The sequence below is a fragment of the Tenacibaculum sp. 1_MG-2023 genome, assembly GCF_030547425.1.
GTDB lineage: Bacteria > Bacteroidota > Bacteroidia > Flavobacteriales > Flavobacteriaceae > Polaribacter.
Window position 1 is genome coordinate 86,822 of the sequence record NZ_JAUORH010000008.1, and the last position, 12,604, is coordinate 99,425.

The following is a 12,604-nucleotide window of genomic DNA, read 5'->3' on the forward strand; positions in this document are numbered from 1 at the left end:
AAAAGAGCATCAAAACTTTCATTTTGATGCTCTTTATTTTTATATCTGTTATTTTTTAGCTCAAAATAACTAGTCGTTTAATTTTAATACTGCCATAAACGCTTGCTGTGGAATTTCTACATTACCAACTTGACGCATACGTTTTTTCCCTTTCTTTTGTTTTTCTAATAATTTACGCTTACGAGAAATATCTCCTCCGTAACATTTTGCAGTTACATCTTTACGTAAAGCTTTAACTGTTTCACGAGCGATGATTTTTGCTCCAATCGCTGCCTGAATAGGAATATCGAACTGTTGACGTGGAATTAATTCTTTTAACTTCTCACAAATACGCTTTCCTATTGAATAGGCATTATCAGCATGTAATAACGCAGAAAGCGCATCAACCGGCTGCCCATTTAACAACATATCTACACGAACTAACTTCGATTTTTGCATTCCTATCGGATGATAGTCAAATGACGCATATCCTTTTGAAACTGTTTTTAACCTGTCATAAAAATCGAAAACAATTTCTGCCAATGGCATATCAAAGATCAACTCAACTCGCTCTGGAGTTAAATAGGTTTGATTTACAATTTGTCCTCGTTTCTCAATACAAAGCGACATTACTTGACCAACAAAGTCAGATTTTGTAATAATTGAAGCCTTAATAAAGGGTTCTTCTACTCTATCTAGTTTAGATGGGTCCGGTAAATCTGTTGGGTTATTAACGATGATAATTTCATCTCGGTTTTTATGCGTAAATGCGTGATAACTTACGTTAGGAACGGTAGTAATTACTGTCATATTAAACTCACGCTCTAAACGTTCTTGAATAATTTCCATGTGTAGCATTCCTAAGAATCCACATCGGAATCCAAAACCAAGTGCAGCTGAACTTTCTGGTTGAAACACTAACGAAGCATCGTTTAACTGAAGCTTTTCCATAGAAGCACGTAATTCTTCATAGTCCTCTGTATCTACAGGATAAATTCCTGCAAACACCATTGGTTTTACATCTTCAAACCCTTCTATTCTTTCACCTGTTGGATTTGCAAAATCTGTAATGGTATCACCTACTTTTACTTCTTTTGCTGCTTTAATTCCTGTGATTAAATAACCAACATCACCTGTTTTTATTTCTTGCTTTACAACCTGACTTAACTTTAGCGTTCCTACTTCATCGGCACCATATTGTTTTCCGGTTGCCATGAATTTTATTTGTTGGTTCTTTTTAATAGATCCATCAATCACTCTAAAATAGGTTTCAATCCCTCGATACGAATTATACACCGAGTCAAAAATTAAAGCTTTCAATGGAGCGTCAGGGTTACCTTTTGGAGCTGATATTTTTTTGATAATAGCTTCTAAAATATTATCAACACCAAAACCTGTTTTCCCACTAGCATGTATCACATCTTCTGGCTCGCACCCTAATAAATCAACAATATCATCAGTTACTTCTTCTGGGTTAGCTGAAGGTAAATCTACTTTATTTAATACTGGAATAATTTCCAAGTCATTTTCTAAGGCTAAATATAAGTTCGAAATCGTTTGTGCTTGAATACTTTGTGCTGCATCAACAATTAACAAAGCTCCTTCACAAGCTGCGATTGAACGAGAAACTTCATATGAAAAATCTACGTGACCTGGAGTATCAATTAAGTTTAAAATATACTGCTCTCCTTCATAAACATAATCCATTTGAATTGCATGCGATTTAATGGTAATTCCACGTTCTCGCTCTAAATCCATGCTATCTAACAGTTGGTTTTGCTTTTCACGTTCTGTAACCGAACCTGTATAATCTAACAACCTATCGGCAAGGGTACTTTTACCGTGATCAATATGTGCAATAATGCAAAAATTTCTGATATTTTTCATTCATCTAAAGTTTCTCAAGCCATTTCTAGACATGTAACATAAATTTTTGTTTACTTGATATCTAGCATGGATTCATTCGTCGTAATTCTAACTACTTCTAATTTGCAAAGATACTTTATTTGTAGGCTACTGCAAACAAAATAAATAGCGAAATCAAACAGCTTCTTTAACTTGTTTAAGTAAGCATACTACCACATATACCTAATCCAATTATCAAGTATAAAACAGCTAGTATATAAAATATTTTTGAGGCTGTTTTACTTTTTTTCCTAATAGCTGCTCCAATAATAGCAAGTAATACTGGTGGACCAAACATGATTAATCCAATAATTATAAATAAACCTGAAAGGTCACCTACTTCTAAAAATATCATATCTTTTTCTTATATTTCTTTTCTTAACTCTTCTAAATATTCTTTTTTATCATCCCTGTAAAATAGATTCATTGTTTCAAAAGGAATAATTTTATTATCTTTATTTACAATATGCACGCATGATTTTTTTACTGCTCTTACATCAAAATTATAAGCATCAATAAACTGCATGATTATAATTCTAAATAAGTTATCATAACCTAACTCTGGTGCATCAATATTAGGCAGACAACACATTATTGATTTTAAATTCTCTTCTGCCACTTCAACAGAATTTCCTGTACTGAATAACTCTACCATTTTTCCATGTAACGCTTCATCTTGCTCATAAATAATGGTATTTTTACTATTATCTAATAAATCATTTGGATTAATATAACGTGTTAGCGGAAACACTTCTCCTCCTAATTTAAGCGCATATCCCATTACCAAAGCATCAGGATTACAGGGTACAGGTATTAAATCATCTGCGTTAAAAACATCAGTTTGTTCCATGATTTTTCTTCTAACTTCTGTAAGCGTCATTCTATCTGTTTCTGGATTAAAACTTTCTAACCTTCCTGCTATTTGTGTTGGCTGAAACGTAACTCCTCTCACACATTTTTGCTGCAAAGCGTAATCGATTACTTTACCTATTTCATGATCATTTAATCCTTTTTGAAGCGTAACCACTAAAGTTGTTGATAAATTTAACTTATTCAAGTTATCAAGTGCTTGCTTGCGAATACTATTCAATTCTGCTCCTCTCAACTCTCTCAATACACTATCTTCAAAAGAATCAAACTGTAAGTAAATTTCAAAATCTGGTGTATAGGTTTTCAATCGTTCAGCAAAAGCAACGTCTTTCGCTATTTTAATCCCGTTAGTATTCAACATTAAATGCCGAATGGGAAGTGATTTTGCATAGTCTAAAATTTCCCAAAATTGTGGATGTATCGTTGGTTCTCCTCCACTAATTTGTACCACATCGGGTTCTTTTTCATTTTTTACCACAGCATCTAACATTGCTTTTACCTCTTCTAACGTCCGATGGCGACCATAAGTAGGTGATGACCCAGCATAACAGGTAGGGCACGTTAAATTACACCTATCAGTAACCTCAACAACGGTTAAACATGAATGCTGTTCATGATCTGGACATAACCCGCAATCGTAAGGACATCCATAATCTGTTTTTGTATTAAACGTATAGGGCATTTCACTAGGTTTGTTATAGTTTCTGATATTTTTATAATATTCAACATCATCTGCTATTAACACTTTTGAGTTTCCGTGTTCTCTGCAACGTTTAAGCATGTAAACCTTGTCGTCTTCAAATACAATTTTGGCATCTACTCTTTTTAAACATTCAGGACATAAACTCAATGTAAAATCGTAGTAGTTATATTTTCTTTCTGGCATTTTTTATTTTTAGAATTATAAATTTCGTGTAATATACATAACAAACTATACATAATATTTGAATAGTACTTAAACTAAGTATAAAGAAAGTATTTGGTTTTAAAAATTCTATGAAAAAGCGAAAACCAAAGTAGGCTAACATAAAAAACTTAAAAAGTTCTCCTGATTGTAAAATGTATTCTTTCTTTAGGTATTTTAAGCTGATGAATAATATTATTAAAAACACCAACTCATATAACGCTACCGGATGTCTTAAAATACCGTCACCTAAATTCATTCCAAAAAAGAACTTAGTTTCTATTCCGTAGGTAAATTCATTTATTCCTGAAAGAAAGCATCCAATTCTTCCTATGAAAATCCCTACAATTATTGGGAGCACAAACAAATCACCAGACGATTTTGTTTCTCCTATTATTTTTTTCGCAATTTCAACACCTAACAAACCACCAAACAAGCCTCCCATAATTGTTTTTGTATTCAAAATTTGAAGCATGTTTTCTGTAGAAAAAGTGACTAAAGGATTTTCTAACACTCCCACTAACCGAGAACCTATCAAAGCCCCAGCTGCTGCACCTAAAATAATAGACAACCTATTATGAGAAGAAATATAATCTTCTTTTTTCTTACGCAAGAAAACATAATAACGAAAGGCTAAAAAAAATGCTAAATATTCTAAAATAAGATGAATATTAAGTGTATAACCAAATAAAATAGGTTCAAAAGGTAGTTCCAATAAAAAAGTTTGTGAGTTAAAAAGCGAAATATACGTAATTACTCAAAAAAAAGTAACTTTGCAGCATGGTAAAAATAGGTAACATAGAACTTCCTGATTTTCCGCTGTTATTAGCGCCAATGGAAGATGTGAGTGATCCACCGTTTAGAGCTTTATGTAAAGAAAACGGTGCTGATGTGGTGTATACTGAATTTATTTCTTCGGAAGGATTGATTCGCGATGCAGCAAAGAGTGTAATGAAGCTAGATATTTACGAAAAGGAGCGCCCTGTGGGGATTCAAATTTTTGGCGCAAATTTAGATTCTATGTTACGTTCGGTTGAGATTGTTGAAAAAACGAATCCAGATATTATCGATATCAATTTTGGGTGTCCTGTAAAAAAAGTAGTTTCTAAAGGGGCTGGTGCTGGAATTTTAAAAGATATTGATTTAATGGTTTCTCTTACCGAAGCCATGGTTAAACACTCCAACTTACCTATTACTGTAAAAACTCGTTTGGGTTGGGATCATGATTCTATCCGAATTATTGAAGTTGCCGAACGTTTACAAGATGTTGGCTGTAAAGCTATTTCAATTCACGGACGTACACGTGCTCAAATGTACAAAGGTAGCGCTGATTGGGCTCCAATTGCTGAAGTAAAGAACAATCCGAGAATGCATATTCCTGTATTTGGAAATGGGGATGTTGATTCTCCTGAAAAAGCCATGGAAATGCGTGACAAATACGGATTAGATGGCTGTATGATTGGTCGTGCTTCTATTGGATATCCTTGGTTTTTTAATGAGGTAAAACATTTTTTTAAAACTGGTGAACATTTATCTAAACCAACCATTTCTGAACGTGTTGATATGGCTCGTCGTCATTTAGAAATGGCTATTGACTGGAAAGGTGAACATTTAGGTGTTGTAGAAACAAGAAGACACTACACAAATTATTTTAAAGGAATTCCACATTTTAAAGAATACAGAATGAAAATGGTTACTTCTGATGATCCTAAAGATGTTTTTGCTGCTTTTGATGAAGTACAAACTAAATTTGGAAATGCAACAATTCCTGAAATAGGATAAATATTCTATCGCTCAATAAAATTTTTTGAAATTCTAGAACTTGCTATCTTTGCAGCTAAATAACCTAGAACTGAGATTGTGATGACTACTATCAGCAGGTTTAACCATTTAAACTCTACTGGATATGCTAAATTTTGTGTAATCATTAACAATTCAAATCGTTGTTGGATTAGCACAATAATTACCCCTAAAACAATTCCTATACTCATTCCTACCAATGTTAATAAAAAACCTTGTAGTACGAATATTTTTTTTATATCGTTTATACTACTTCCTAAATTAAACAGCGTTTTTAGGTTTTGACGTTTATCGATAATCATCATTATGATTGACCCGATGACATTAAACAAAGCAATAGCAACAATTAAAGTAAAAATTAAATACGAAATAAAGTTTTCAGTATTAATTACTTTATAATACAAGGTATTTAACTGTGCACGGGTTTGCACTTTTAATTCATCTCCTAAAACATTTTGCAAATTCTTTTGGAATGTACCAAAATTCACCCCTTCTTTTAAACGAAGTTCAACACCTGTAATTTGATTATCATCATACCCTAACAACTCTTGAGCAAGTGAAGCCTCTGTAAAAACGTATTTATTCTGAAATTCTTCTGAACCTGTATACACACCTACTATTTGTGTTGACACAGATCTAAAAGCATTGTTCGCATTAATAAATCCTTTTCCTGGCTTTGGAACTAAAACTTGAAGTGCTTCACCAAAATTAAAAATCCCTAACGATAATTTATACGATATTCCGTACCCTACTACTGCTGTATTCTTATATTTTTCATCAATCCAAGTACCTACTGTTAACAAAGAGTCTGTTGGAATAATTTTTGAATAATTTGAATCTACCCCTTTTATTTGGGCAATATGCTCCTTGTCTTTATACTTTAAGAAAACACGTTCTTCAACAACTTTTGAAGCTACTTCTAGCTCTTTATTTTGTTGCAAGACACTATCTAATTCTTGTGAATATTGAAAAGTTTTTCCTTTAGATGCTGTAATTTTTATATCTGGATCAGATGCATTTAGTAACGAATCACTAAACGTTTTTAACCCTGAAAAACCAGACAATACAACAAACAAGGCTAAGGTACCAACCACAACACCAAAAACAGCTATTGCTGTAATAATATTAATCGCATTAGTACTTGTTTTTGAAAACAGGTATCGTTTAGCTATGTATAAAGAGAAGTTCAAGCATTAATAAATTTAGCTAGCCAATGTAACAAAAATTATTAACGTTTTTGACGACGAGGTAAAACATCTGGGTTTTTTATCGGATCTACATCTTTTCCTTTTAAAGACTTATCAATATCTTCAATATAATCCAAACTATCATCTCCAAAGAACAACAGTTCTGGCATTCTTCGTAATTGATTTTTTGTTCGTTGTGCTAATTCATGACGAATTAAAGGTGTATTTGATACCACTCCTTTAATAATTTCGTCTCTTTTATCAGAAGGGAAAACACTTAAGTATACTTTCGCCACCCCTAAATCTGCAGTAACCGAAACTTTAGAAACCGATATAATCACCCCCTTCATTCCATCTTGAGCAGCACGTTGTAAAACGTCTACCAAATCCTGTTGCAACACTCCTGCTATTTTTCGTTGTCTATTTGTTTCTTCCATGCTGCAAATTTAAGGATAAAATTACGGAGTGTAAATTTTATTTTTTATGGCGTACATAACTAAGCCAACTCTGTTTCTTACGTTTAGTTTCGTAAACAAACTATCTCGATAGCCATCAATAGTTTTTGGACTTAAAAACATTTTTTCTGCAATTTCTTTATACGTCAATTCAGAACACGCTAACTTCATAAAAGTTATTTCATTATCCTTAAACGCAAAGTTATTTCTTGAATTTTTCCCTGAAACTGAATCTAACAAAAGAGTGGTAACATTCCTAGTATGATAAAATCCACTATCCATCATTTCTAACAGTGCTTTCTCTAGAATTTCTTTTTTGGTATCTTTTAACAAGTACCCTACAGCACCTGCTTTTAACATTTTTAAAATAGTTCCATCTGTATCTTCTACAGACAATGCCATAACATGAACTTGTGGATAATTATTCACTATCCATTCTGTAGTTTCAATACCATTCATCACCGGCATATTTACATCTACTAAAACTAAATCTGGTATATTTTTAGGCGATGCTAAAAACTTTTCTTCGACTTCTTTACCATTTTTGCAAGTATAAAGCACCTTAAATTTATCAAAAGTGTTTACCATACCTTCGATAGCTTGTGACAATAACGTATGATCATCTACAACAACAACTGAGTATTTCATGATTTCTTAGGTTATATTTAGTTAATTAGTTGTTGGGGAAATACACTAAGGTTCTTTAAATATAATAATTTATTATTAAACTCGTGCCTTTTTGCGGCTCTGACGTAAACTTTGCCTTTGCATTAATTAGCTTTGCTCTTGCTTTTATATTTTGTAGTCCTAAACCTTTTAATCTGGCTCTTTCCATGTCAAAACCTACCCCATTATCTTGAGCTTTTACCTCTATTGAATCTTCTTTATAGCTTAAAAAAACTTCCAATTTAGATGCTTTAGAGTGCTTTATCGTGTTAGAAAAAAACTCTTGAAGAATTCTAAAAATAATTATTCCATGTTTTTGATTTATCTCTTGTTCTTCTCCTGTTACTATTAAACTTGCTTCGATATAATTCAACCTATTAAATCGTTCAATCTCTAACTCTAAAGCTTCTCTTAATTTTATGTTATTAATAAAATCAGGATTAATTATTTTTGATAAGGCTCTTACTTCTGTTAAGCTTTTTGCTATAATTTCAGAGATTTCTCCCATATTTTCTGGAGAGGCATGTTGTAATTGTATTTTTGCTAATGTTAGGAGTTGCCCTATGTTATCATGCAACTCCCAACTAATATTTCTTAAAGTTTCTTCTCTTATTTCTATTTGAGTCTCAGCAATTTCACGTTCGTAACGTTTTTTATTTTTATCTCGCTCTTGCAACAATTTATTCTTACGGCGTTGAAACACCGTAAACAATGTCACCAAAAAAACAATAATAATAACAATTACTATTGTGGTAACAATTAATATTCTACCTTCTTGTTGCTCCATAGTAATCCAAAAGATATAATGATATTCATCAAGACAATTAACGAGTGTAAAATTGGTAATAAATCTCTATTTTTCATGTAACTCCAAAAACTAAAAAAGGGAATCGCCGGTAAATGAAAAACAAGAAATCCTACGGATACCCAAAAAGGCAGTAATTTTTTATAACTTAATATCTCATTTGACAATAATAGTTCTCTTAAATATAGAAATATCATAACCCCTACATTAAAAGAACCAACTATACTAGTATAGTATATATAGTTTTTATCAAAAAAAGTAATAACCCACAAAAAAACTAGAACAGAAAGTAAGATATATGAAATTTTTAGATATTTACTTTTTTTTAATAAAACTCTATATAAAAAGAAAATCGTAACGTGTTCAAAAATTAAATGAAAATGATAAATTATAAAATTAGGCTTTTTTAATCTAATTAACTCCCAACCTACTAGCTCAACAAAAAATGTAATCACAAGAAATAGAGTTAATAGCTTTATAAAGATTGTTTTCTTTTTTAGAAAAAAAACACAGCTTAGTAAAGCTACTAGAAACTCTGAATACAGGTACAAAGGAAAACTAAATAGATTCATTAATTTTTTTTTTCGTTTAGTATGGTGGAGCTAAACTTCCTTGATTCCCAGCTCCACTTAATAATTCATCATCTTGAGGTGAAGCAAACATAAACCCTGCTTTGTTTTCTCTCACTGTTTTAATTCTATAATTGTAATCATCTCTTTTCCCCTTCTCAAACTCTTTTTTTGTATTATATATCCATTTGTATCCATGCTTTTCTAGCATTTCTTTAAACGTTACTAATTTTCCTTGTTTTGCAGATTGTACAGGGTCAAAAGCTATTTGTTTGCCATTAACTGTAGTCGTAGGAATATAAATTAGACTGCTATAGCTATTCCCTGTATCTTTATGATTTTCTTTAGCTGTAGAGATAAAACTAATTCCCGTAATTTTAATTTTTGCTTTCTTACTAAGGTTTTCTACGTGTCCCAAATACTTTTTAAATTGTACAAAGTCAAATGTGTTAGCACGTGTATCTTCATAGCCTAAGGCCTCTTCTAGTGGTGCAATTCTTGTTCTATCATAGCTTGATAGCATTTGAATGATTTCCTTATAGTTTAACATTTCTTTTGTTCTTCCTTCATCAGAGTAACAAAAAGTACCTTCTGGCACTTGAGACTGCCAATCGTCACAGTCACATTTATTTCCATTTATCTTATCACATGAAATAGCAAAACTCATTACAAGAGTTAACAATAATAATTTAAGTTGGTTAGTGTTTTTCATAATAAAATTGATTTTTTGATTTTCTAAATATAACGGCTTATTTCTTAATAAAAAAAACGGAATTACTCAGAAACCCTTTAAAGCCTCAGTTATCAACTAGTTACTTAACATACAACAACCCACAAACAGGAAAAACCCCTTATCTCTACAAATGTTTTAACTATTGCTTTTTCATGACATAAACTCTTGTTTTTTTTTAATAAATCTCATTTTTTATTCCCTAAAGCTTACAAAGGGAAAAACCTTCTTAAAAACCTAGGATTATTACAATGTTTTTACAGTTATACTCCTCGAAAATATACTTCAGGTTTATTTCAATTTTGCCTTCAGTTATTTCGAAATACTAGGCGAACACCGAAAAGCCTAATTATAAACAGAGTAGGTACACAAAATAAAAAATATGCCAAATTTAGTTCCAGAATTAAACAGTTTAGACTTCAACGTATATGTTGGGGGTCCTTTACAGGCTGCAATACAAGCACAAACAGCAGCTTCAATGGCCACTGTAAATTTTATTAAAGAAGTAGGTTTTGAAAAAGACAATAACCCTACTAATCCAGATTCATTACGTTATGTTGATTTTCAATATGAAAAGTCAGTACCTAACCCTGATTACGATCCAAATGAAGCCATTGGTCCTGACAATCTAAAATTCATAAAAAGCGAAATTGAAATCAAAGTACCATTTTTAACAATGCTTACCATTCCATCAATTCGTATTGATGAAGTAAACATTGATTTTAATGCACGCTTGAGTTCTACTGAAACAAGAAACGTATCGTCTGAGTTTGCAGCTAGTGCAGAATTAGGAATCAATTACAAAATTGTAAACTTTAAAGCTTCTGCTTCATACAAAAGAAACACATCTCAAGGCGTTAAGGTTGATAAAACATATAATCTTGGGGTAAAAGTTCGTGCCGTAAACGACGAGTTACCTGAAGGATTAAGTAGAATTTTAAATATGCTAGAGGACAGTATTGCTGCTGTAGCTTAACATTCATAACTACGAGGTTGTACCGTACCAAACCGTACAACCTCTTTTTAAAAATTTTTATTATGGTAAATTTAAATGAATATTTAGGGGGAATCGCCACCAGCATTGCAGAAGCACGTTTAATGTCTGATTTGAAATCTTTAGAGATTGCTGAGAAGTTTTCACGCCATGAACTCTTGAAACATTTTTCTATTCCTCGTTTTAAAGCACAAAATATTGAACTCACCATTCCTGTAGCGATTGGAGAATTAGAAGAGACTTATGAAGCCGATTACGAACCTATTGATAATGTTACTTTCAATTCACAAGCCTATACAATTTTAAAAGATGCTTCAAAAATTACTTCTTTTGACAGAAAAACATCTACTATGCTTCGCTCAATAATAGCACAAAGAACAGATGAACTTGAAAAAAACATAAAAGCAACTGGTGAAATCGACCCTGTATTATCAAGGTTTTCACAACAATTATCTGAAGAGTTTATCTCTATTTATAATGAAAAAGTAAGTTACGACATATTAGTTAAAAAACTTAATTCAGAATTAAGACCATCTATTAAAAGTAGACAAATAACACAAAAAAACACGAAAGTTATTGTAGAAGCTCATAAACTAAACGAAATCAAACCTGAAAATATAGTTCAGATTAAAATGACTTTAAATGAAGAAGGCATGGAGTGGTATACTTCAGAAAATGAAGATGGTGTAAGAGAAACCAAATTATTACCAGAATAGTTATGAGAAAATCAATTACAAAAATAACCAATCAACTCAAAACTCAATTGAATGAAATACATGAATTGGCGAATCAAATTGAGAAAAAAAATACACAAAGCGCTAAAAATATTCGCAATTGGTTGTTAGCTACAGAAGAAGTATTAAAAGCACTTAACTTACCAGATTCATCCAAATTTGCAGTTAAAAGAGCCATGTTAAGTTCATTCATCCCAAATAGTAGAAATAAGAAAAAAGAGACTCTACAATTAGGAGCTTCAACATTAACAGAAGCTCAACAAGACTTATGGGAAGTATACACTCCCTATGCTACTATTTTAGATAATTCAACAACCTTGATAGAGCAACTTTTAGCAGTAATTTACCAAACCAAGCAGTTTAAATACGACACAAATGAAGATTTTACGCAATTCCTAGAACAAGTTTGGAGGTTTTGTTGCAATCATGAACAACTTAAAGGGATTAGTTCACAAATACTTTCAATGATAAATCAATCAGACGTACTTATTATTATGGCTGAAAAAATAGCAATAGAAAGTTTATAAATAGTTCGCTATATTTTTTACTTTTACCTTATGAACAAAATCGAACATATTGGTATAGCCGTTAAAGACTTAGAAAAATCTAACTCATTATTTGCTTCTCTTTTTGGAGAATCACATTATAAAATTGAAGAAGTTGCTAGCGAAGGAGTAAAAACTTCGTTTTTTAAATCTGGTCCTAATAAAATTGAATTATTAGAAGCTACGAAACCTGACAGCCCTATAGCCAAGTTTATAGAAAAAAAAGGAGAAGGAATTCATCACATTGCTTTTGCTGTTGATAACATAAAAGAAGAAATTAAGCGTTTACAAGGTGAAGGTTTTACTGTTTTGAATGAAACTCCTAAAAAAGGAGCCGATAATAAACTAGTAGCTTTTTTGCATCCTAAAACTACCAATGGTGTACTTATTGAGTTATGCCAAGAGATAGAAGAATAGGAACAGTTTAAAAATTAAATATTTGTATCTTGCAACGCCTTAAA

Annotated in this window: 14 protein-coding genes; 5 read left to right on the forward strand and 9 right to left on the reverse strand. The window is 31.7% G+C overall.

Annotated elements, in window-relative coordinates; all coding sequences use genetic code 11:
• Positions 1-69 precede the first annotated feature (69 nt).
• From lepA to Q4517_RS07475, 4 genes are all read right to left on the reverse strand, one after another.
• Positions 70-1,866 (reverse strand): translation elongation factor 4, encoded by a 1,797-nt coding sequence (gene lepA / locus Q4517_RS07460; protein WP_303507912.1) that lies wholly within the window; start codon positions 1,864-1,866, stop codon positions 70-72.
• 175 nt (positions 1,867-2,041) lie between these two features.
• Entirely contained in the window at positions 2,042-2,239 is a 198-nt protein-coding gene (locus tag Q4517_RS07465; RefSeq protein WP_303507913.1) for a hypothetical protein, read from the reverse strand.
• A 9-nt stretch (positions 2,240-2,248) separates the two neighbouring features.
• On the reverse strand, positions 2,249-3,640 hold the full coding sequence (locus Q4517_RS07470) for a radical SAM protein (protein ID WP_303507914.1): 1,392 nt from the start codon (positions 3,638-3,640) through the stop codon (positions 2,249-2,251).
• On the reverse strand, positions 3,621-4,373 hold the full coding sequence (locus Q4517_RS07475; protein WP_303507915.1) for a prolipoprotein diacylglyceryl transferase: 753 nt from the start codon (positions 4,371-4,373) through the stop codon (positions 3,621-3,623). Before Q4517_RS07475 ends, Q4517_RS07470 begins: the two co-directional genes overlap by 20 nt.
• Positions 4,374-4,438: 65 nt before the next feature.
• Between Q4517_RS07475 and dusB the strand changes: the two genes are divergently transcribed.
• Entirely contained in the window at positions 4,439-5,440 is a 1,002-nt protein-coding gene (gene dusB, locus Q4517_RS07480; RefSeq protein ID WP_303507916.1) for a tRNA dihydrouridine synthase DusB, read from the forward strand.
• Positions 5,441-5,445: 5 nt separating this feature from the next.
• Here the strand turns inward: dusB and Q4517_RS07485 are convergent, their stop codons facing one another.
• From Q4517_RS07485 to Q4517_RS07505, 5 genes are all read right to left on the reverse strand, one after another.
• Complete coding sequence (locus Q4517_RS07485) at positions 5,446-6,648, reverse strand: ABC transporter permease (protein WP_303507917.1); 1,203 nt, start codon at positions 6,646-6,648, stop codon at positions 5,446-5,448.
• A 38-nt stretch (positions 6,649-6,686) separates the two neighbouring features.
• Entirely contained in the window at positions 6,687-7,082 is a 396-nt protein-coding gene (rbfA, locus tag Q4517_RS07490) for a 30S ribosome-binding factor RbfA (RefSeq protein ID WP_115899957.1), read from the reverse strand.
• A gap of 21 nt (positions 7,083-7,103) precedes the next feature.
• On the reverse strand, positions 7,104-7,748 hold the full coding sequence (locus Q4517_RS07495) for a response regulator transcription factor (RefSeq protein ID WP_320243541.1): 645 nt from the start codon (positions 7,746-7,748) through the stop codon (positions 7,104-7,106).
• A 55-nt stretch (positions 7,749-7,803) separates the two neighbouring features.
• Positions 7,804-8,553 carry a sensor histidine kinase gene (locus Q4517_RS07500; RefSeq protein ID WP_303507918.1) on the reverse strand — a complete coding sequence of 250 codons (750 nt, stop codon included), beginning with the start codon at positions 8,551-8,553 and terminating at the stop codon, positions 7,804-7,806.
• A gap of 606 nt (positions 8,554-9,159) precedes the next feature.
• Positions 9,160-9,852 carry a hypothetical protein gene (locus Q4517_RS07505; RefSeq protein WP_303507919.1) on the reverse strand — a complete coding sequence of 231 codons (693 nt, stop codon included), beginning with the start codon at positions 9,850-9,852 and terminating at the stop codon, positions 9,160-9,162.
• Between the two features lie 400 nt (positions 9,853-10,252).
• On the opposite strand from Q4517_RS07505, the gene Q4517_RS07510 reads away from it, so the two are divergent.
• From Q4517_RS07510 to mce, 4 genes are all read left to right on the forward strand, one after another.
• Positions 10,253-10,846 (forward strand): DUF2589 domain-containing protein, encoded by a 594-nt coding sequence (locus Q4517_RS07510; protein WP_303507920.1) that lies wholly within the window; start codon positions 10,253-10,255, stop codon positions 10,844-10,846.
• Positions 10,847-10,908: 62 nt separating this feature from the next.
• Positions 10,909-11,580, forward strand: coding sequence for a hypothetical protein (locus Q4517_RS07515; RefSeq protein ID WP_303507921.1), 672 nt, complete (start codon positions 10,909-10,911; stop codon positions 11,578-11,580).
• 2 nt (positions 11,581-11,582) lie between these two features.
• Complete coding sequence (locus Q4517_RS07520; RefSeq protein ID WP_073182101.1) at positions 11,583-12,125, forward strand: hypothetical protein; 543 nt, start codon at positions 11,583-11,585, stop codon at positions 12,123-12,125.
• A gap of 30 nt (positions 12,126-12,155) precedes the next feature.
• Complete coding sequence (gene mce / locus Q4517_RS07525; RefSeq protein ID WP_125065953.1) at positions 12,156-12,560, forward strand: methylmalonyl-CoA epimerase; 405 nt, start codon at positions 12,156-12,158, stop codon at positions 12,558-12,560.
• The last annotated feature ends 44 nt before the right edge of the window (positions 12,561-12,604 follow it).